The organism is Ruegeria sp. BB5, from assembly GCF_056539405.1.
This window is the reverse complement of sequence record NZ_JBQFUX010000001.1, coordinates 317,094-338,063: the sequence shown is the minus strand read 5'-3', so window position 1 is coordinate 338,063 and position 20,970 is coordinate 317,094. Positions and strand designations below refer to the sequence as shown.

Below are 20,970 nucleotides of genomic sequence, written 5' to 3'. Positions count from 1 at the left end.
CATCGGCTTGCGGCTGACAAGTGATCCCCATAACGTCACGCCAGAACTCAACCGATACGAGGCCCCCGATGCGTGACGCTGCCCCCACCACGATCTATCTGAAAGATTACACGCCTTTTGGCTATCTTGTGGACAGCGTGCATCTGACCTTTGATCTGGCAGATCATGCCACACGCGTTACGTCTCGTATTGCGTTCCGCCCCAACCCCGAGGCAACGGATCGTACGTTTTTTCTGCATGGCGAAGACCTGACCCTGATCCGGGCGGTTGTTGACGGGGTCGAAGTCACCCCCAATGTCACCGACAAGGGCCTGACTGTTGAAGTCCCCAATGCGCCCTTCATCTGGGAGGCCGTCGTCGAGATCGACCCCGGTAACAACACCGCGCTTGAGGGCCTGTATATGTCGAACGGCATGTATTGCACCCAGTGCGAGGCTGAAGGTTTCCGCAAGATCACCTATTACCCCGACCGGCCCGACGTGATGTCCGAGTTCACCGTACGCATCAACGGTGACTTGCCGATCTTGCTGTCCAACGGTAACCCCTCGGGCAAGGGAGAAGGCTGGGCTGAATGGACCGACCCGTGGCCCAAACCCGCCTATCTGTTCGCATTGGTCGCAGGCGACCTGATCGCCTATCCCGGTCAGTTCACCACCATGTCGGGCCGTGACGTGGAACTGAACCTCTGGGTGCGCCCCGGAGACGAAGGCAAATGCGCCTTTGGGATGGAGGCACTGAAAAAGTCGATGAAATGGGACGAAGACGTCTATGGCCGCGAATACGATCTGGACGTGTTCAACATCGTGGCCGTCGATGACTTCAACATGGGCGCGATGGAAAACAAGGGGCTGAACATCTTCAACTCCTCCGCCGTTCTGGCCAGCCCCGAAACCTCGACCGATGCCAATTTCGAGCGGATCGAGGCAATCATTGCCCATGAGTATTTTCATAACTGGACCGGCAACCGCATTACCTGCCGCGATTGGTTCCAGCTGTGTCTGAAAGAGGGCCTGACGGTGTTTCGCGATGCGCAGTTTACGTCCGATATGCGCTCGGCCCCGGTGAAACGCATCCATGATGCGATCGACCTGCGCGCACGGCAGTTCCCCGAGGATAACGGTCCGTTGTCACACCCGGTTCGCCCTGAAAGCTTTCAGGAAATCAACAACTTCTACACCGCGACTGTTTACGAAAAAGGCGCCGAAGTCATCGCCATGCTCAAGCGGTTGGTGGGGGATGAGGCCTATGCGCAGGCGCTGAACCTCTATTTCGACCGTCATGACGGGCAGGCCTGCACCATCGAAGACTGGATCAAGGTGTTCGAGGATACGACCGGTCGCGATCTGACCCAGTTCAAGCGTTGGTACAGCCAATCCGGCACGCCGCGCATCTCAGTTGCCGAAGACTGGCAGGATGGCACCTATACTCTGACCCTGTCACAAAGCACCAAGCCAACACCCGGCCAGCCCAAGAAACTGCCGCAGGTGATCCCCGTCGCCGTGGGCCTGCTGGGCCAGAACGGGGACGAAGTGCGGGCCACCGAAGTGTTGGAGCTGACCGAAGCCGAGCAAAGCTTTACTTTCACTGGACTGGCAGCAAAACCTGTGGCCTCGATCCTGCGCGATTTCTCGGCCCCGGTCATTCTGGAACATGACCATACGGATGCCGAACGCGCATTTTTGCTGGCCCACGACACCGATCCATTCAACCGTTGGCAGGCAGGGCGGTCGCTTGCGCAAGATACGCTGCTGCGCATGATCCGCGAAGATGCAGCGCCGGGAACGAACTATCTGGATGGTATGTTGGCCGTGCTGCGTGACGGCGATCTGGACCCAGCCTATCGCTCATTGATGTTGGGTCTGCCAACGCAATCCGAACTGGCTGCGGCCTTGTTTGAAAGTGGTAACACCCCTGATCCGATGGCAATATGGACCGCCGTCGAAACCCTGCGCCAAGCGACCGCACAGCATGTGCAGGACCTGCTGCCAAGGCTGCACAGCGAAACACTGATCGACGCGCCGTTCAGCCCCGATGCTGATCAGGCCGGCAAGCGGGCGCTTGGTGGCGCAGTACTGTACTTGACTTCGCGGCTGGATGGCGGTGCCAAAGCGGCCGAGGAATACGCAGCAGCCGACAACATGACCCGCCAACTGACCGCCCTGTCTTGCCTGTTGCGGGCGGGCGCGGGCCAAACCGAACTGGCGGACTTTTACAGGCAGTGGCAGCATGACCGGCTGGTGGTCGATAAGTGGTTCGGCCTGCAGGTGACAACGGCCTCTCCTGAAACTACGCCGGATGTTACGCGCACATTGACCGAGCACCCTGATTTCAATTGGAAGAACCCCAACAGGTTTCGGGCAGTCATGGGGGCGTTGGCGATGAACCACGCCGGGTTCCATCGTGCGGACGGGGCAGGATATGCGTTGTTGGCAGACTGGCTGATCAGGCTGGACCCGGTTAACCCCCAGACCACCGCCAGGATGTGTTCTGCCTTCCAGACCTGGAAACGCTATGACACCGACCGTCAGGACCTAATGAAAGCTCAGCTGACGCGTATCGCCGACACACCGAACCTGTCGCGGGATACAACGGAAATGGTGTCTCGCATCCTCGGCGTATGACCCCGTTTACTTTCCAACGCCACAACAGGACCCCACGCGCCGTCGTGATCCTGATGTGCGTCTACGCGGGGCTGATCGCGTTGGTTATTCTGTTCGATGCGGCGTGGTGGCTGGTTGGGTTGCTGAGCTTGCCCACCCTGCCCGCCCTTTGGGACATTGCGCATGGCACAAGTGCCGGACTAACCCTGGATCACCGCGCAATACGATGGTTTTCAGGCAATCGCGAGGCTGAGGTTGCCTTGGCCGATATCGACCATGTCCGGCTCGACACGCGCTGGGACTTTTCCGTGCGCACGTCACTGGTTCTGGCCTCGGGCAAGCGGATTCGGCTGCCGGATGAAGCCACACCACCCCACAAGACCCTTGAAACTGTCCTGCAAGACGCCGGATTACGGGTTGAACGGCACCATTTCACTGTTTTCTGAAACAATCAGTCGGAAAGGGACCTATTCTCCCGGCCTGTCACGCAACACCCCCCAAAAAGCTTGAATTTGAGGCGATTTTCGGTCAAAGTTTCAAGCTAACTTACCAGTTTGTTTCGGTTTCGAGTTTTACCATGTTTCGGTTTTTCAGGGCACGTGAGGCCCTTTCTTCTTTATCCAAGGGTCAATCCACGCAAAACGTGCGGGCAACCGACTGCGCGGTGACGGCATCACTGCCGGATAAAGGGCAATTGAACATTCCAGTGGCCGATATCAGGGCCGAAGACCTGACAGCCCGTAACACCATTGAAGAAGGGCGCACACTGGCCAGACAGGACCGCTGGGCCAAGCTGTCCAAAATGATGCATGCCGCCGACAAGGACCGCGCTATCGCATCGGACGCAACACCGATTGCCGATCTGTTGGCCTTTGGCGCGCGTTCCGACGTTGTATTGGCAGTGGAACATGCCCTGTCGGATGGCAGCGCGCTGTGCGAATATGACTTGCTGGGCGGTATCTCAGAGCTTGAAGACGAAATGCGTGAGCATCCGGGTGATCCGATGATTACGCTGGTGGTCGCCTTAGCACACATTGACCTGGCCTGGGCATGGCGCGGAACCGCAACGGATGCCACGTTGCCGCCCCTTCACCGGTCGCGTTGCGCGGCCCATTTCGACCGGGCCGCAGACCTTTTGCCGACATGCCGCGCTGCGTTGCCAGACAGCCCCATTGTCGCAGCCGCAAGCTGTGCCCTGTTGGCAGGTCAACGGAAGACCAACCAGCGTGTAGCCGAAGAATACGAACGCCTGATCTCCCTGGACCCACACAATCAGCGGCCTATGCGGGCGATGGGCACGCATCTGCTGCCGCGTTGGTTTGGCAGCTATGAAAAGCTTGAAGTTCAGGCACTGCGGAACGCCGCGCGGACTGGCGACATCTGGGGCGCTGGCGGCTATACTTGGGTCCAGTTTGACGCCATCGCATTGGACGAAGAGGCCTGCGCTCGTCTGGATGTCGAGTACTTCCTGGAAGGGTTGGATGACATTCTGCATCGCCGCCCCGATCAGCAGACCGTCAACATGCTTTCGGCCTATTGCGCCATCACGATACAGAACGGTCAGGGCCTGAACGAAAAGGCCGATCTTGTGCGCTCGCAAATTCACGAAGCTGCAAACAGGCTGATCCGCGACCACATGACTGAACTGCACCCGCTGATCTGGGCGCATGCCGCGAATGGGTTCAACAACTCGGTTCGCATCAATTCTGCCGAACGGTTTGCAGCCCGCGGCAAGCGCGATGCGTTGCGTGCCATCCGAGATCTGTTCCGCGAGGAACTGCGCAGCGGCACGGACGTGACCTTTACACCGTCTGGTCTGCGCCTGTCTCAACACTGATTCCCCCTTGCCCCTCGCCCCTGCCGGGCCTAATACGCAGGCTTAGACTTCTGCGGAAATGAGGCGCGCCATGCTCGACCTGACATATGAAATGCCCAAACCCAAAACCATTGCCGGGGCCAAGCACGATTGGGAACTGGTGATCGGGATGGAGGTGCATGCGCAGGTCTCGTCCAATGCCAAACTGTTCTCGGGAGCGTCGACCCAATTTGGGGCCGAACCGAACGCGAACGTGGCCTTTGTGGACGCGGCGATGCCGGGCATGCTGCCAGTGATCAACGAATACTGCGTCGAACAGGCCGTCCGCACCGGGCTGGGCCTGAAGGCGGATATCAACTTGAAATCGGCGTTTGACCGCAAGAACTATTTCTATCCTGACCTGCCGCAGGGATACCAGATTTCCCAACTTTATCACCCGATTGTGGGTGAAGGTGAAGTGCTGGTTGAAATGGGTGATGGAACCGCGCGCAACGTGCGGATCGAACGCATCCATATGGAGCAGGATGCGGGCAAATCGATCCACGACATGGACCCGCATATGTCCTTTGTCGATTTGAACCGGACCGGTGTCTGCCTGATGGAGATCGTCAGCCGGCCCGACATTCGCGGACCCGAAGAAGCGGCGGCCTATATCGTCAAGCTGCGTCAGATTCTGCGCTATCTGGGCACCTGTGATGGCAACATGCAAAACGGCAACCTGCGGGCTGATGTGAACGTCTCAATCTGTTTGCCGGGCGCATATGAGAAATACCAGGAAACGCAGGATTTCTCGCATCTGGGCACCCGCTGCGAAATCAAGAACATGAACTCGATGCGCTTTATCCAGCAAGCGATCGAGGTCGAAGCCCGCCGCCAGATTGCCATTGTCGAAGCTGGCGGCAAGGTCGATCAGGAAACCCGCTTGTACGACCCGGACAAGGGTGAGACCCGCTCGATGCGGTCCAAGGAAGAGGCGCATGACTATCGCTACTTCCCCGACCCCGACCTGCTACCGCTTGAGATCGAGCAGGCATGGGTGGACGACATCGCCGCCAAACTGCCAGAACTGCCCGACGACAAGAAAGCGCGCTTTATAAGCGAATTCGGCCTGACCGATTATGACGCGTCCGTGCTGACCGCCGAGGTGGAATCGGCCGCCTATTTCGAAGAAGTTGCCAAGGGCCGCAACGGTAAGCTGGCCGCAAACTGGGTCATCAACGAACTGTTCGGTCGTCTGAAGAAAGAAGACCACGACATAACGGAATCGCCCGTGTCTCCGACACAATTGGGTGGGATCATCGACCTTATCGCATCGGACGCGATCTCGGGCAAGATCGCCAAGGACTTGTTCGAGATCGTCTATACCGAAGGCGGCGATCCGGCGCAGATCGTCGAAGAGCGCGGCATGAAACAGGTGACCGACACCGGCGCGATTGAATCCGCACTGGATGAGATCATCGCAGCCAACCCGGCGCAGGTTGAAAAGGCCAAGGTGAACCCGAAACTGGCGGGCTGGTTCGTCGGCCAGGTGATGAAAGCCACGGGTGGCAAGGCCAACCCCAAGGCGGTGAACGAACTGGTCAGCAAGAAGCTGGGCTCGTAAAGCCTTCGAGATATCGAACAGTCGCGGCGGGGTTTGAACAAAACCCTGCCGTTTTTCTTTCCGCCACGTCCATGCGATGATGACTTTCCCAAAATCGCCAACATGTTAGATTGCCGGAACCCGGTAACCAGGAAAATCCGATGCAGCGCTACGAATACAAAGTTGTCCCAGCCCCGCAAAAAGGCACCAAGGCCAAGGGCGTCAAAACCGCCGAAGGACGGTTTGCAGCATCCGTGGAACAGCTGCTGAACGAGATGGGGCAAGACGGCTGGGAATATCAGCGGGCCGAATTGCTGCCCAGCGAGGAACGCACTGGCCTGACCGGTTCAGCCGTGAACTGGCGCAATGTGTTGGTCTTTCGGCGCGAGATCGAGGCGCCTTTTGTCTCGACCCGCAACCCAACCGAAACGCCGGACAGCGTGCCGCTGGCGCAACCCGTACCTGGACCCGAAACAGTTGTTGCCCCGGCTCCGATTGCCGAAGAGGTGAATGACCCGCCCCTGTCGCTGAAAGGGTCCGAGGCGAAATCCGAACCTCCGGAAAAGCCCTGATCGCGGCGAGCCTCAAGTCAAGCGCAGCACGTTTTTCCCTGTTGTATCGGAGGGCAAGGCACCGTTGCGTATGAGCAATAGACGCAGCAATCGCCCTCCAGAGGCTTCAGCACTTGGTGGCAGGATTTGCATTCATAGAACCACTGACACGCGTCCGTGGGCATGGTTTCCGTTTCGACGTGCCCACAGGATGGGCAGGTCAGGGTGGACTTGAGCGTAAAGGCCGTCTCCGTTCTGGACATCTGATCCCTCCCCTCAAAGCACTTTGGGCCAGCTACCCCCCAATATCCAGCGCCAGAGCATGGATGCGCGGCACGATATCGCCCAGCGCCTTGTGTACAGCGCGGTGGCTGGCGACGCGGGACTGGCCCTCGAACGCGCTGGCGCGGATGCGGACATTGAAATGGCTCTCGCCTCCGTCCTGATACCCGGCATGGCCGCGGTGGCTTTCGCTGTCGTCGATGACCTCCAGCTCACGCGGATTGAACGCGGCTTCAAGGCGCTGATAGATTTCGTCACTCACGCTCATTTTTTCGCTCAGCGGCAAAAAATTTACCGCTCCCCCTCTTCTACTTTCGGCTGCTTAGACTAAACTGCTGCCTCCGAGTCGAAAAGATGCCTTGTCGAGGATCAGAGCATGGTAAAATCAGACCCCTTCGGATTCGATATGTCCGTTTCCAGCGCAAAGAAAAAGAACCCGCGCGGGCGCCGGGGGATGTCGGGCGCATCTGAGACCTCGACGCGAATCTGCGATCACGAGGGTTGTGAGGAAGCCGGTAAGTTCCGTGCCCCCAAGGCGCCGGACGTGCTGGACGACTTCTACTGGTTTTGCCAGCAGCACGTCCGCGAATATAACAACAAGTGGAACTTCTTCGACGGCACCACCGAGGCCGAGTTGAACGCTCAGCGCTCAAAAGACAAAGTGTGGGAGCGTGAGACCAAGCCGATGGGCGACCCCGAAGCGCGTGCCTGGGCCCGTCTGGGCATCGAAGACCCGCATCAGGTTCTGGGCGAGAACGCTACTAAGAACCCCGGCCGCGCCAATTCCGGAGGACGCCGCCTGCCCCCCACCGAACGCCGCGCAATCGAGATTCTTGAAGCGCAGGACAGCTGGTCCAAGGCTGAGGTGCGCAAGGCCTACAAAAAGCTGATCAAGGTATTGCACCCGGACATGAACGGCGGCGACCGTTCCCAAGAGGAACAGCTGCAAGAGGTCGTCTGGGCCTGGGATCAGATCAAGGACAGTCGGAATTTTAAGTAAGCTCTACTACGCTGAAAACGTACCCCGCAGCGCCTGCGCTTCGGGGCGTTTCAAGCAACGAAGTTTGGTTTTTGGCACCTGCGCGCTGTCACTGAGTTCGGGAAATAGCGCGCGCAGTTCGTCAACATCTTCGCGGCTGAAAGAATTCAAAGACTGACCGCCGACATACAGGCTTTCACTTTGCAGGCCATGCGAGGACAGGATGGCATGCTGCTCGCAGGCAATGTGAAAGTAGGTGACGGGCTCATCCGTTCCTATCTGACGGATCGTATCATCGTTTACCAGATGAATCGCGGCCGAGAAGACCATCGGTTCCCCAAATAGCAACTCAGCCCGCCAGCCTTCAATCACAATCCGGTGTTGCGGGGATACGTACAGATCGCGGTTGGGCAGACCTGTGCCTAGCGCGTTGCGCTGAATTCTCACTGGGCGAAATCTTGGCTGGAGACGCAAGGTCTGAGCGCTGAGTGTTCGTTTCCCGATCCAAATAATAGGAAGGGTTTGACCATCAGATACGCAAACCCTGTCGCCAACCGACAGTTCTTCGACGGGGCAAGGGCCATTTTTAGTTTCTATCAGCGTCCCCTTCACAAAACACGGTACTGTTCCGGCAGGCAGGTCAACTGTCACACTGAGAGAGGCATTGTTACCATTTCCCGGATTCCCCGTCGTCGCCCGTATTAGAACCGTAAGTTGTGTATTCGGGGGAATGTCAGCGCCCGGCGTAAGTTCAACGGTCAAAACTCCGCTGGATGAAATCGATACAGTGTAGTCGGAAGGATTCAAGCCACCTGAGCCAGTTACGGTCACGCTCCAAGACACAGCTTTGGTCGTGGTATACTGCTGCATAACCGAGGTCGACCCGCTGGGGATCGCGATAGAAGAGGGACCTGAAATAACAAGCGACATCGCAAAACTTACTGTTTAACGCACAACGGAAACGATATCCGGAGCTTATCACGCGTCGATTAACCCAACATTAACTTCTGAATATTCTAATTCATTAGTTTGTTTTTTGGGACCCCGATTCATGAGCTTACCCTTTTGGTTACCGTTAATTTGGTCTTGTCCCCTAGCGCCTATCTCAAGCTGAACCTGCACTCTGCCTAATTAGCACTATCAGCCAGAGCGCCAAAAGTTGGAGGAAGAACGCGACCCTCGGCCTGTTTCGAATGGCACTTATTTGTGTCGCCCAAGGTTCGAATGAGCGACCACGATCGCTTGTCGCGCACTTCTATAAGGCCAGTTTCGAAGAAACATCCTCTCAGCTTCCGCGCGGCGCCTCTTTCCCTTGCCCTTCCCGGCAATATGTTGCACCACACACGGGTTCAAACCCGGCAAAACGGGCCAAAGGATAAGGACAAGGCGAATGGCTGACGGATCGATTGATATCAACGCAAAACCCACCGAGGAAATCTCGGTTCGGGACGTATTCGGCATTGATACCGACATGGCGGTCAAAGGCTTTGCAGAGCGCAGTGATCGGGTTCCAGCCATTGACCCGACCTATAAGTTTGATCCCGAAACCACACTGGCGATTCTGGCAGGGTTTTCACATAACCGCCGGGTTATGATTCAAGGCTATCACGGCACCGGTAAATCGACCCATATCGAACAGGTTGCCGCCCGTCTGAACTGGCCCGCTGTACGTGTGAACCTGGACAGCCACATCAGCCGGATCGACCTGATCGGTAAAGACGCGATTAAACTGCGCGACGGCAAGCAGGTCACAGAATTCCACGAGGGCATCCTGCCGTGGGCGCTGCGCAACCCCGTAGCCATCGTATTCGACGAATACGACGCAGGCCGCGCCGACGTGATGTTCGTGATCCAGCGCGTGCTGGAACATGACGGCAAACTGACTTTGCTGGACCAGAACGAAATCATCACGCCGAACCCGAATTTCCGCCTTTTCGCCACTGCAAACACCGTGGGTCTGGGTGACACAACTGGCCTCTATCACGGCACGCAGCAGATCAACCAGGCGCAGATGGACCGCTGGTCGCTGGTCTCAACCCTGAACTACCTGAGCCACGACGCCGAGACGATGATCGTCCTGTCGAAAGCGCCGCATTACAATACCGAGAAAGGCCGCAAAACCGTCAGCCAGATGGTGACCGTTGCTGATCTGACCCGGACCGCCTTTATGAATGGCGACCTGTCCACCGTGATGAGCCCGCGAACCGTGATCAACTGGGCCCAGAACGCCGAGATTTTCCGTGACGTAGGATACGCCTTCCGCCTGTCTTTCCTGAACAAATGTGACGAACTGGAACGCCAGACCGTTGCCGAGTTCTATCAGCGTTGCTTTGACGAGGAACTGCCGGAAAGCGCTGCCAGCACAAGCCTGGGATAAGTAGGTGCAATTTGCCGCGCAAAAATGCGTGTTCATCCACGTACCAAAAACCGGAGGAAACTTCTTTACGCGCTGTTTCCTTCGGTTCTCAGACGATGCCATCGTCACCAGCGGCCATCAAGACGGCACAGACCGGTTCGAATTAAGCGGTGACGCTACCAAATCCAAGCATCAGACACTTGCGGAATACAGCCAACTGATTGGCCCGGCCTTTGCCGAATATACCGCTTATGCCTTTGCCCGCCCCCCGGTCGAGCGGATGATCTCGCTATACTATTCGCCCCACCGCTGGATGCGCGCGCAAGAAGGGGGTGGTTTCGGCCTTGATCCCCGCAGCGAACCAATAAACCTTGAGGAATTTGAGACACTTGTGTCGGCTAACAAATCCATCTCGGACTTGTTGGATATCAAAAATGTTTCAGGTAGGTTAACCGTCAACAAAAGCGCCCGGCATGCGTCAGGGGCGCGCGTGTCGCTGTTGGATTTTGCCGATTTACGGCACGGGCTTGAGACATTTGGCCGGGAAAACGGCTTTGACCTAACCGACATGCCCGGCAAGAAAGTGAACTCCAGTGCTGTAAACGATCCCATGAAGCTCAACACCGGACAGATGCGTGACTTGACGAATATCGTTATGCGCTCGCACCACGGCAAAGATCAGAAATTGTTCCGGGAAAATGGGCTTAAGGGAGTGTTTGAGGGTTTTATAGGATGGTTCAGGTAGGAACCGCCAAGTCGTTCTGGGGCGCACAAGGCTGGGCAATCTCCTAGGCCTGTAGTTTATAGTTAGTTTGACACACGCCACCCTTCGAGACACCCCATGATTTTACCATAGGTCCCGCTCTGGTTTCATGCGAATTCAGGGTTGGCCCTATGGTCAAGGCTCTGAATTGGCACTAGGTTGCCGGGACAGAACAAGACCGGACTGCCGCCGATGAGCAAACCCAACGACAACCCCGCTGATCCGTTCAAGAAGGCTTTGGCCGAAGCCACCAAGGTTATGGCCGACGACCCTGAATTGAACGTGACCTACACAGTCGACCCTTCTGGTATATCGGGCGAGTCGATGCGTCTGCCGCAAGTCAGCCGCCGGATGACGCGCGAAGAGGTTTTGCTGGCACGCGGTACGGCGGATGCTCTGGCGCTGCAGCGGAAATACCATGACGACGCCACCCATGCGCGCTACGCGCCTCCGGGTGATATGGCGCGGGATTTGTACGAGGCGATGGAAGTCGCGCGATGCGAGGCGATGGGTGCGCGGGATATGCCCGGCACTGCCAGCAATATCGACGTCAAGATTGGGCATGAGGCCCTGCGGCGCGGATACGACCAGTGCAAGCAGCCAGCGGATGCACCGTTAGCGGTTGCTGCGGGCTATCTGATCCGGCACCTGGCCACGGGGCGGGACCTGCCCCCGGCGGCCTCTAACATCATGAACCTGTGGCGTGGATTTATCGAAGAACAGGCCGGTGGCACGCTGGAAAACCTAGACGAACTGCTCTCGGACCAGGCGGAATTCGCCAAGTTTGCCCGCCAGATGATCAAGGATCTGGGTTACGGCGACCAGCTGGGCGATGACCCTGATGAGTTGGACGACGAACAGGAAGATCAGGCTGAAGACGACGCCGAGGAACAGCCCGATCCCGACAGCACCGGCCAGGATGACCAAGAGGAGCAGGACGCCGACGCCACGCCCGAGCAAACGCAGGAAGAACAGCAGGACCAGTCTCAGGCGCAGGTCTCGATGGATGAGATGGCCGAAGAAGAGATGGGCGATGAGGCAGAGATGCCCGAAGGTGAGGCTCCTCTGGAACCCCCTGCCCCTCCGCCGGCATCCGAAGCTGATCCCGATTACAAGGTCTATCTGAACACCTACGACGAAGAGATCGCAGCCGAAGATCTGGCAGAACCGGCCGAACTGGAACGGCTGCGAGCCTATTTGGATCAGCAGTTGGAGCCCCTGAAGGGCGCTGTTAGCCGATTGGCCAACAAGTTGCAGCGTCGCCTGCAGGCACAACAGAACCGCAGCTGGGAATTCGACCGCGAAGAAGGCATTTTGGATGCGGGTCGTCTGGCGCGAGTTGTGGCAAACCCAACTACGCCGCTCAGCTTCAAGGTCGAGAAAGACACTGAATTCCGCGACACGGTGGTAACGCTGTTGCTGGACAACTCGGGCTCGATGCGCGGGCGTCCGATTTCCATTGCAGCGATCTGCGCGGATGTTCTGGCGCGCACGCTGGAACGCTGTAATGTGAAGGTTGAGATTTTGGGCTTTACCACCCGCGCGTGGAAAGGCGGATTGGCGCGCGAGGCGTGGCTGAACGATGGTCGCCCGCAACAGCCGGGGCGTCTGAATGATTTGCGCCACATCATCTACAAGGGCGCGGATGCCCCTTGGCGGCGCGCACGGCCCAATCTGGGCCTGATGATGAAAGAGGGGCTGCTGAAAGAGAATATCGACGGCGAGGCGTTAGAATGGGCGCATCGCCGAATGCTGGCCCGGCGCGAAGCACGCAAAATCCTGATGGTGATTTCGGATGGTGCGCCGGTCGACGATTCAACGCTCAGCGTCAACCCCGCGAATTATTTGGAAAAACACCTGCGCGACGTGATCGCCATGGTGGAAAAGCGCAAAATGGTGGAACTGCTGGCTATCGGCATCGGTCACGACGTCACCCGCTATTACGACCGCGCGGTGACGATCACTGACGTCGAACAACTGGCAGGCGCAATGACCGAGCAACTGGCAGCCCTGTTCGATAGTGATCCTCGCGCACGTGCGCGGGTGATGGGGATGAAAAGGGCCAGCTGAGGCTGGCCTTGCCCCGGGCCAAAGAATTTTCCAAAAGAATAAGGGGTGAACCCCCGCTTGGGAGAGGTATGTGATGTTTCAGTCCTTTGAGGTGACGGCGCGCCCGGAACAGGGGCCACCCCGGTTGGCGGCTCTGCGGGGTGAAATTGCGAACGAAGGGTTGGACGGATTTCTGATCCCGCGCGCAGACGCGCATCAGGGCGAATACGTGGCCGCTCGGGATGAAAGGTTGGCGTGGCTGACAGGATTCACGGGATCAGCAGGGTTTTGCGCCGTGTTGCCGGAAATAGCGGGCGTGTTTGTCGATGGCCGGTATCGAACCCAGGTCAAGGCGCAGGTCGCCGCCGAATTCACTCCGGTTCCGTGGCCCGAGGTCAACCTGAGCACCTGGTTGAAGGAACACCTTCCCGATGGCGGCAAGGTAGGTTTTGATCCGTGGCTGCACGCAGCAGGTCAGATCACAAGCGCAAAGAAAGAGCTGACCGACAGCGGCATCGAACTGGTGCGCTGTGACAATCTGGTGGACCGCGTGTGGTCCGACCAACCCACCGCCCCAATGAACCCGGTCAAGACCCATCCGATTGAGTTTGCAGGTGAAACCGCGGACAGCAAAATCACCCTTCTGGCCGAAGCCCTGCGCGAGGCAAATTGCACAGCTGCAGTAATCACGTTGCCGGATTCGATCATGTGGCTTCTGAACATTCGCGGCTCGGATATCGGGTACAACCCGGTGGCGCATGGCTTTGCTATTCTGCATGCCGGTGGCCGGGTGGATCTGTTCATGGATCAGGAAAAACTGTCCGAGCCGTTGACGGATCAGGTTTCCGTCCACGCGCCGGGGGCATTTCTGGACGCCGTTACAGCGCTTGAGGGGAAGATACAGGTCGATTTGGGAACGCTGCCTCAGGCTGTAGCCGATGTGTTGCAGGATCGGATGGTGGATGGCGGAGATCCCTGCGCCTTGCCCAAGGCCTGCAAGAATGCGGCCGAGATCGCGGGCAGCGCCGAAGCGCATCTGCGCGATGCAGCGGCGGTTATTGAAACCCTTTGCTGGTTGGATGCGCAGGCTCCGGGTACCCTGACCGAGACGCAGGTGGTGACCCGACTTGAAGAGAACCGGCGCAAGGACAATGCGCTGCAGGATATCTCGTTCGACACGATTGCCGGCACTGGTCCGAACGGCGCGATCATGCATTACCGCGTGACCGAAGAAACCGACAGCCGCCTTGAAGATGGTCATATTCTGGTTCTGGACAGTGGCGGGCAATATCTGGACGGCACCACTGACATCACGCGAACTATCGCCATCGGCAATGTCGGAGATGAGGAAAAGTCCTGCTTTACCCGCGTGTTGAAGGGCATGATTAACCTATCCATGCTGCGCTGGCCTGTCGGGCTGGCCGGGCGTGACATCGAATGTATCGCACGGGCCCCGCTTTGGGCCGCGGGTCAGGATTTCAATCACGGTGTCGGACACGGTGTCGGTGCCTACCTCAGCGTTCACGAAGGCCCCCAGCGCCTGTCCAAAGTCAGCCATGTGCCCTTGCAACCCGGCATGATCCTTTCCAATGAACCGGGCTATTACCGCGAGGGCGCCTTTGGTATCCGCATCGAAAACCTCGTAGTTGTTCAAGAAGCCCCACCCCTGCCCGGTGGTGACGCGGAACGCGCGATGCTGAACTGGCGGACCCTGACATACGTCCCAATTGACAGAAGGCTGATTGTGACGGACATGTTGACGTCGGCAGAGCGTGACTGGCTGAATACCTATCACTACGACGTTGCGGAAAAACTGCGCTCAAGGCTGGGCGACGACGCGCAACTGTGGTTGGATGCCGCAACTGCGCCGATCTGACACTGACCTGTTACATACACAGAGCAGAAGAGAGGCCGAAAATAAGACGAGGGAAGAAAAATGGTTGAGATCACAATCCGCAAAGCTCCGGGCAAATGGAGCGTTCGTTCCGGTGGTGCCGTACTGGGTGAAAGCACTGGCGCGCTGGAACTGATCGAAGGTGATCTGACTCCGGTGATCTATTTCCCCCGTACCGATATCGCGATGGCCTTTCTGGATTGCACAGACAAGGTCACCCACTGCCCACACAAGGGGGATGCCTCGCATTTCTCGATCGTCAACAAATCCTCGGTGACCGAAAACGCCGCGTGGAGCTATGAAACCCCCGTTCCCGCCATGGCCGAGATCAAAGGTTATGTGGCCTTTTACCCGGTTGAATCGGTGAAGGTAGAGCAGATCTAGCGAAAGACCTTTCAGAAGCTCTACCTACTGTTCAATCAGGTACTCTTCCCAAAAATTTATGGTCGGGCCTCATGAATAACTCGACAGGTTGTTTGCGATTTTGGAGTTTTGTCACGTACTTGTTTCTTTATGCTCACCAACCACTTGGCCACATCGGATTCGCACGCTAATATTGCGTTTTCCTGTGCTTCAATCGGGTCTGGAAACCCCCATGAATACCCAACGGAGCCGTTTTCTGCGATTACGAATGCACCCGACGAAGATGCAGAGTTTTTCTTTTGGTATTCCCGGAAACTGGAATTTCCGTACTGGCTAAGTGTTGTTCCTCCAAAATTCGGGTCATAGTCTTTTGGCACTGTCACAGCATAAACCGCGCACGTATCCGGGTATTCAGAAAGCAAACGGCAATCTCTTAGGCTTTGCTCTTTCGCGACAGCAAGCGAGTGACGGTTGGCAACCCAACCACTGCTGTTTTGTCCAGAAACAACAAATGCCGCAAAATACTCTTTGGTTTTAAATTCTCTGAACCTGGATTTTTGTCGTTTCGACAGTTTTAGATCCATCAAAACTGAAGTTTTCTTGGAAGATTTGTTAACCTTTATCTCAGCAGAAACAGCCGGGACTGTGACCGCATTAACCGCACCCAGCAAAGCAGCCAACCTAAAGTAAAATTTCACGCACAGGCCTTTCCGATTCTCACGTAGGAAATTCTACTATTGATGGTTTCGAAGCTTCTTTCCAGAAAGAATGCTTTGTTGCTCGCAAGGTAAGATGAAACGAGATTTTTCTTAAAACGTTGGCACCAATTTAGGTATGCTTCTTTCCCTCACGCACCTGTTGCATGCATGTGAACAGCGGCCGATGCACACTGGACATGGACACTATCGGAGGATGCCATGTCGATCACGCGCCGCAGTTTCACTGGTATGCTGGCCGCAGCCGCATTGCCCAACGCACTTTCAGCACAGCAAGACCCCGTGCTTGAGGCCGTGAGGTCCACCTTGTACGGCAGCAGTTCTGAATTCAAACAGGGCATGGCTTTTCTGGTGCAGCGTGGCAACCCGGATGTAGTCCCAGCCCTGCTGACCGGAATGCGTTACGGAGGGCGACGTACCGACGAAATCGCCGAAGTGATGCAGACCCTGACCGGTCAGAACCTTGGCACTGACTGGTTCGATTGGATGTTGTGGCAGGAAAAGAACCCGCAGGTGGTTCCGCACCCTTCGTTGATCCCGTTCAAGCGTGAGGTTCTTCTGGGGATTGACCCGAATTTTGACGACTTCTTGCGCCCAAAATACCTGCAGCGCGACAAAATGATGATCCGGCTAGAGGAAATCACCTGGGGCGGCGTCAGCAAGGACGGCATCCCGTCGCTCGACAATCCGACACTGATCTCGGCCTCAAAAGCCAGCTACATGAAAGACGACGATCTGGTCTTTGGCGTCTCGATCAATGGGGATGAACGCGCCTATCCGCTGCGGATCATGGGATGGCACGAGATGTTCAACGAGGTGATCGGTGGCGTCCCCGTAGCGCTGGCTTATTGCACGCTGTGCGGGTCGGGTATCTTGTTCGAAACACAAGTGGCGGGACGGCGGAAACCGTTTGTCTTTGGATCATCTGGTTTCCTGTACCGGTCCAACAAACTGATGTTTGACCGCGAGACACATTCGCTGTGGAACCAATACACGGGGAAGCCGGTTGTGGGCCCGCTGGTCGGCAGTGGAATCACGCTCCAGCAGCGACCGGTGGTGATCACCACATGGGAAAGCTGGAAGTCCTCACACCCTGGCACGCGCGTCCTGTCTCAGAATACCGGCCATCGACGCAACTATGGCTCCGGCGTGGTCTATCGTGAGTATTTCGCCTCGCCCGAACTGATGTTTCCAGCACTGGTTGACCAATCCGAACATCGGCAGAAAGACTATATCTTCGCTATCCGCCAGTTCGGTGCGGCGCGGGCCTGGCCTTTGGATGCGTTTAGCAAGACGCGCGTGATCAATGACGCGATTGCCAACCGGCCGTTGGTTCTGATCGGCAATCCCGACAAGCGCGCGGTACGGGCGTTTGAACGCGCCTCGCACCGGTTCACCGCGTCCAACGGCGGCCTGGTGGATCAGACCGGACAGAAATGGACCATGACCGAAGAGGCGTTGATCGGACCAGACGGAACTCGCTTGCCGCGTGTGGCTGGACATATCTCTTACTGGTTTGCATGGGACAATTACCTGGGCGACGCGGCAACGGTCTACGACGGTTAGGAATGTTCCTCGGCCGCCGTGGCGGCCAGCGCCCGGTTATAGGCCTTGAGCGCGTCGATATGAAAGAGCGCACCAACCGGGGATTCGTTACCCTCGTCGTCAATCACCACAACCGGGATGCAGGGGATGTCGTCGTGGTCGAAATAGGGCATCGCCGCCTCAAGCGTGGCACTGGCCTGTACGCATAGCCCCTGCTCTATCAACTCCTGTGCCTTTTCTTTGGTGATCGAGCGCGGATCCCCAATCGGGCGCATCACCGCCCCGGTGCGCAACATCGCCAACAAATAGGCCTGTGGTCCTGCGGCCAGATGAACATCGCGGCGCTCCAGCTGTGTCAGGAAGAACGACCGGTCCACAAGACGCGAGGCCAAGGCTGTCGACATCGAAACCGAGACCATCACCGCAATTCCGATCTGCCAATCTCCGGTCAGCTCAAAAACGATCATCGTGGTGGAAATCGGCGCACCCAGCACTGCGGCGGCCACGGCACCCATGCCTGCAAAGGCATAGAGCGTATGGGTCCCGGACACATCCGGCAGCAGCCCGGTGGCGATTAACCCAAAGGCCAATCCGGTCAGAGCGCCAACCATCAGCGAAGGAGAAAACACACCACCGCCCATACGCCCCCCCATAGTGATCGCCAAAGCAACTGTTTTTATCACGGCGAACAAGATCGCGACGGTCAGGGTCAGATCGCCAGTCAGGGCACGGATCGTCGTTTCATATCCGACCCCGATGATATGCGGAAACCAGATCGCCAGCAGTCCCAGCATCGCACCGGACACGGCGGGGCGCAGCCAACGTGGCAGCGACAGGCGATTTTGAACGTGAGTGCCGATGTCCTCGGCAAAGAAGATCGAGCGCATCAACAGCAACGACACCAGCCCGCAGATCAGCCCAAGGATCAAAAAGGCTGGCAGCTCCACATAGAATTGCAGCGAGCCCGGGGTTTCCAGAACGAACTCGGTCACATCTCCGTATTCCAGCCGGTTGATCACCGTACCCGCGACCGAGGCGATAACGATGGGCGCAAATGCATGCACGGCAAAGTGGCGCAGCACCACCTCAAGCGCGAATAGCGCCCCAGCGATGGGTGAGTTAAAACTGGCTGAAACCGCTGCCGCCACAGCGCAGCCCAACAGATCGCGGCCGGTGATGCCATCCGCGTGGATACGGTCACTGACCCAGGTCGAGATCACCCCGGCCATATGCACCACCGGGCCTTCCCGCCCGGTTGACCCGCCAGTGCTGAGCGTGATCAGCGAGGCAAAGAACGAGGCGATTCCCGCCTTGCCCTCGACCCGGCCATTGGTCAGCGCCGAACCCTCGATCACGTCCGCGACCGAGCGCACTCGCCCGTCATCGGTGAATCTGTGCAGGATGACACCAACAATCAGACCGCCGATGATCGGCGTAATCAGGATCAGGAACCACGGCAATTTCTCAGCATGGCTGTGCAGCAACAGGATATCGTCTGTGTCGTAGACATAGGCCTGCAGCGACCGGATCGCCTTGCGGAACCCAAGGGCCATAAACCCTGCCGCAATCCCAATTGCCAACGCAATGAACCAGAACTGAATCTGGCTAGGCCCACGTCGCAACATAACCCGCCATGCATCCTTCATCGCGGCCAGAGCCTGATTGAGCTGGTTGCGCAGAACGGTGCGGGTCGTTTGGGTCATTGGCACTCGGGGATCAAGGTATATTCCTTAGTAAGCCACGGAGCCCCCTTATAAAAGTAGGATCGCGACGGTTTGAAAACCGGAAAGCGGCAAATTTAACTCAGGCGTCCAACAATGCGCGGGCGGCGGCGCGCGCCTCGTCCGTGATGGTGTCCCCTGCGACCATCCGGGCGATTTCATCCACACGGTCTGGTTCGGCCAGCGGGATAACGGTGGACAATGTCTGCCCGCCAGTTACCTGTTTTTGAACCCGCCAATGATGCGCCGCGCGGGCGGCAACCTGCGGCGAGTGGGTCACGACCAGAACCTGCCCCCCCTGTGCCAAAGACGCCAGACGGCGACCCACCGCATCAGCAGTCGCCCCACCGACACCCCGGTCAATTTCATCAAAGATCATAGTGCGGGCGCTATCGTCGCCGGTCAGACACACCTTGAGCGCTAGCAAAAACCGGCTGAGTTCACCGCCCGAGGCAATCTTGTTCAACGGGCCAGACGGCGCGCCGGGATTGGTGGCAACGGTAAAGGCCACCGCATCCACCCCCTCAGGTCCGGGATCGGCGCCCGTGATTTCGGTTTGAAATACCGCACGCTCCATCTTCAACGGTGCAAGCTCGGTCATCACGGCCGCATCCAATTGCCCGGCCGCCTGTTGGCGCGCGGCGCTAAGTGCGGCGGCGGCGTTGTCGTAGGTTTCCTGTGCAGCCGCAACCGCAGCACGCCGATCCGCCAAGTCGGCGTCACCCGCATCCAAACGGGTCAGTCGATCACGCAGCGTTTCGGCAAAAACTACCAATTCGTCAGGCACCACATCATGCTTACGGGCCAACGCTCGGATGCCGAAAAGACGTTCTTCTGCGGCTTCAAGCTCAGCCGGGTTAAAATCCAAAGCTTGAAGGCAGGCGCTCACCCCGTCCTGCGCTTCACCCAATTCGATCAAGGCGCGCCCCAATGCGGCTATCGGGGCCTCAAGCTGCCCGCCCGCATTGTCGGACACGCCTTCCAACCAACGCACCGCGTCAGACATCGCCACCTCGGCCCCATCTGCGCCCAACAGGTCAAAAGCACGGGCAACGTCATCGCGAATGCGTTCAGCCCCTTGCATCATGCGCCGACGGGCATCCAATTCAGCATCCTCACCGGGCTGAGGGTCCAGCTTGTCCAACTCGGCAACGGCGTGGCGCAGAAACTCCTCCTCGGCGCGCATGGCGGCCAGCGTCGCCTCGGTCTCGGCCAAATCCTTACGCGCGCGGGACATATCCATCCACGCCGCACGCACAGCTGCCAGAAGGTCCTCTGCCCCCGCATAGTCATCCAGCATTGCCCTATGCCCGCGCGGGTTCAGCAACCCGCGATCATCATGCTGGCCGTGCAGTTCGATCAGCGTCTCGGACAGGGCGCGCAGTACCTCACCGGAACAGCGCCGGTCATTGACCCAAGCGGTCTTGCGCCCCTCGGCTGTATTAACCCGGCGCAGGATCAGTTCCTCACCACCAGGCAAGCCTGCCTCGGCCAGAATCGCATGGACGGGGTGGCCATCTGGCAGCTCAAACTCGGCTACAACCTCCCCCTGCGCAGCGCCTTGCCGAACCAATTCAGCCCGCCCTCGCCAGCCCAGCACGAAACCCAGCGAATCCAGCAAGATCGACTTGCCCGCCCCGGTTTCACCGGTCAATGCGTTCAAACCCGGCTGAAACGTCAATTCCAGCCGGTCAATGATCAGCATGTCGCGGATATCAAGGGCGCGCAGCATCGGGTCTTAGCGTCCCACGCC

The 20,970-nt window shown here is 57.9% G+C and carries 18 protein-coding genes; 12 read left to right on the top strand and 6 right to left on the bottom strand.

What is annotated here, in order from left to right:
- Positions 1-68 precede the first annotated feature (68 nt).
- The 5 genes from pepN to ACR0DL_RS01655 all read left to right on the top strand — a co-directional run bounded on the left by pepN (position 69) and on the right by ACR0DL_RS01655 (position 6,570).
- On the top strand, positions 69-2,621 hold the full coding sequence (gene pepN / locus ACR0DL_RS01675; RefSeq protein ID WP_480687291.1) for an aminopeptidase N: 2,553 nt from the start codon (positions 69-71) through the stop codon (positions 2,619-2,621).
- On the top strand, positions 2,618-3,046 hold the full coding sequence (locus ACR0DL_RS01670; RefSeq protein WP_170374568.1) for a hypothetical protein: 429 nt from the start codon (positions 2,618-2,620) through the stop codon (positions 3,044-3,046). The genes pepN and ACR0DL_RS01670 overlap by 4 nt, the downstream gene beginning before the upstream one ends.
- A gap of 131 nt (positions 3,047-3,177) precedes the next feature.
- A complete protein-coding gene (locus tag ACR0DL_RS01665; RefSeq protein WP_480687289.1) occupies positions 3,178-4,437 on the top strand; it encodes a hypothetical protein in 1,260 nt (419 codons plus the stop codon).
- 70 nt (positions 4,438-4,507) lie between these two features.
- Positions 4,508-6,019, top strand: coding sequence for an Asp-tRNA(Asn)/Glu-tRNA(Gln) amidotransferase subunit GatB (gatB, locus tag ACR0DL_RS01660; protein WP_170348081.1), 1,512 nt, complete (start codon positions 4,508-4,510; stop codon positions 6,017-6,019).
- Between the two features lie 140 nt (positions 6,020-6,159).
- A complete protein-coding gene (locus ACR0DL_RS01655) occupies positions 6,160-6,570 on the top strand; it encodes a DUF4177 domain-containing protein (protein ID WP_170348079.1) in 411 nt (136 codons plus the stop codon).
- A 17-nt stretch (positions 6,571-6,587) separates the two neighbouring features.
- On the opposite strand, the gene ACR0DL_RS01650 is transcribed toward ACR0DL_RS01655, so the two are convergent.
- Both ACR0DL_RS01650 and ACR0DL_RS01645 read right to left on the bottom strand, forming a co-directional pair.
- Entirely contained in the window at positions 6,588-6,812 is a 225-nt protein-coding gene (locus ACR0DL_RS01650; protein WP_254440166.1) for a GDCCVxC domain-containing (seleno)protein, read from the bottom strand.
- A 32-nt stretch (positions 6,813-6,844) separates the two neighbouring features.
- Complete coding sequence (locus ACR0DL_RS01645) at positions 6,845-7,099, bottom strand: BolA family protein (protein WP_170348076.1); 255 nt, start codon at positions 7,097-7,099, stop codon at positions 6,845-6,847.
- A gap of 108 nt (positions 7,100-7,207) precedes the next feature.
- On the opposite strand from ACR0DL_RS01645, the gene ACR0DL_RS01640 reads away from it, so the two are divergent.
- Entirely contained in the window at positions 7,208-7,831 is a 624-nt protein-coding gene (locus ACR0DL_RS01640; RefSeq protein WP_170348074.1) for a J domain-containing protein, read from the top strand.
- 6 nt (positions 7,832-7,837) lie between these two features.
- On the opposite strand, the gene ACR0DL_RS01635 is transcribed toward ACR0DL_RS01640, so the two are convergent.
- On the bottom strand, positions 7,838-8,680 hold the full coding sequence (locus tag ACR0DL_RS01635; RefSeq protein ID WP_170360234.1) for a Hint domain-containing protein: 843 nt from the start codon (positions 8,678-8,680) through the stop codon (positions 7,838-7,840).
- Positions 8,681-9,200: 520 nt separating this feature from the next.
- Between ACR0DL_RS01635 and cobS the strand changes: the two genes are divergently transcribed.
- The 5 genes from cobS to ACR0DL_RS01610 all read left to right on the top strand — a co-directional run bounded on the left by cobS (position 9,201) and on the right by ACR0DL_RS01610 (position 15,256).
- Positions 9,201-10,187, top strand: coding sequence for a cobaltochelatase subunit CobS (gene cobS, locus ACR0DL_RS01630; protein ID WP_170360236.1), 987 nt, complete (start codon positions 9,201-9,203; stop codon positions 10,185-10,187).
- Between the two features lie 4 nt (positions 10,188-10,191).
- Positions 10,192-10,911, top strand: a complete 720-nt coding sequence (locus tag ACR0DL_RS01625) for a sulfotransferase family 2 domain-containing protein (RefSeq protein WP_170548067.1) — start codon at positions 10,192-10,194, stop codon at positions 10,909-10,911.
- A gap of 210 nt (positions 10,912-11,121) precedes the next feature.
- On the top strand, positions 11,122-12,999 hold the full coding sequence (gene cobT / locus ACR0DL_RS01620; protein WP_480687287.1) for a cobaltochelatase subunit CobT: 1,878 nt from the start codon (positions 11,122-11,124) through the stop codon (positions 12,997-12,999).
- Positions 13,000-13,072: 73 nt separating this feature from the next.
- Complete coding sequence (locus ACR0DL_RS01615) at positions 13,073-14,854, top strand: aminopeptidase P family protein (protein WP_480687285.1); 1,782 nt, start codon at positions 13,073-13,075, stop codon at positions 14,852-14,854.
- 60 nt (positions 14,855-14,914) lie between these two features.
- The gene (locus tag ACR0DL_RS01610) at positions 14,915-15,256 is read left to right on the top strand and encodes a DUF427 domain-containing protein (RefSeq protein ID WP_480662351.1); all 342 of its coding nucleotides are present in this window, start codon (positions 14,915-14,917) and stop codon (positions 15,254-15,256) included.
- Positions 15,257-15,312: 56 nt separating this feature from the next.
- Here the strand turns inward: ACR0DL_RS01610 and ACR0DL_RS01605 are convergent, their stop codons facing one another.
- On the bottom strand, positions 15,313-15,933 hold the full coding sequence (locus tag ACR0DL_RS01605) for a hypothetical protein (protein ID WP_480687283.1): 621 nt from the start codon (positions 15,931-15,933) through the stop codon (positions 15,313-15,315).
- A 219-nt stretch (positions 15,934-16,152) separates the two neighbouring features.
- Between ACR0DL_RS01605 and ACR0DL_RS01600 the strand changes: the two genes are divergently transcribed.
- Positions 16,153-17,517, top strand: a complete 1,365-nt coding sequence (locus tag ACR0DL_RS01600; RefSeq protein ID WP_480687281.1) for a DUF3179 domain-containing protein — start codon at positions 16,153-16,155, stop codon at positions 17,515-17,517.
- On the opposite strand, the gene ACR0DL_RS01595 is transcribed toward ACR0DL_RS01600, so the two are convergent.
- Positions 17,514-19,199, bottom strand: coding sequence for a chloride channel protein (locus tag ACR0DL_RS01595; RefSeq protein WP_170360248.1), 1,686 nt, complete (start codon positions 19,197-19,199; stop codon positions 17,514-17,516). The two genes, ACR0DL_RS01600 and ACR0DL_RS01595, sit on opposite strands and share 4 nt — an antisense overlap.
- A gap of 100 nt (positions 19,200-19,299) precedes the next feature.
- A complete protein-coding gene (gene recN / locus ACR0DL_RS01590) occupies positions 19,300-20,949 on the bottom strand; it encodes a DNA repair protein RecN (protein ID WP_480687279.1) in 1,650 nt (549 codons plus the stop codon).
- Positions 20,950-20,970 lie beyond the last annotated feature (21 nt).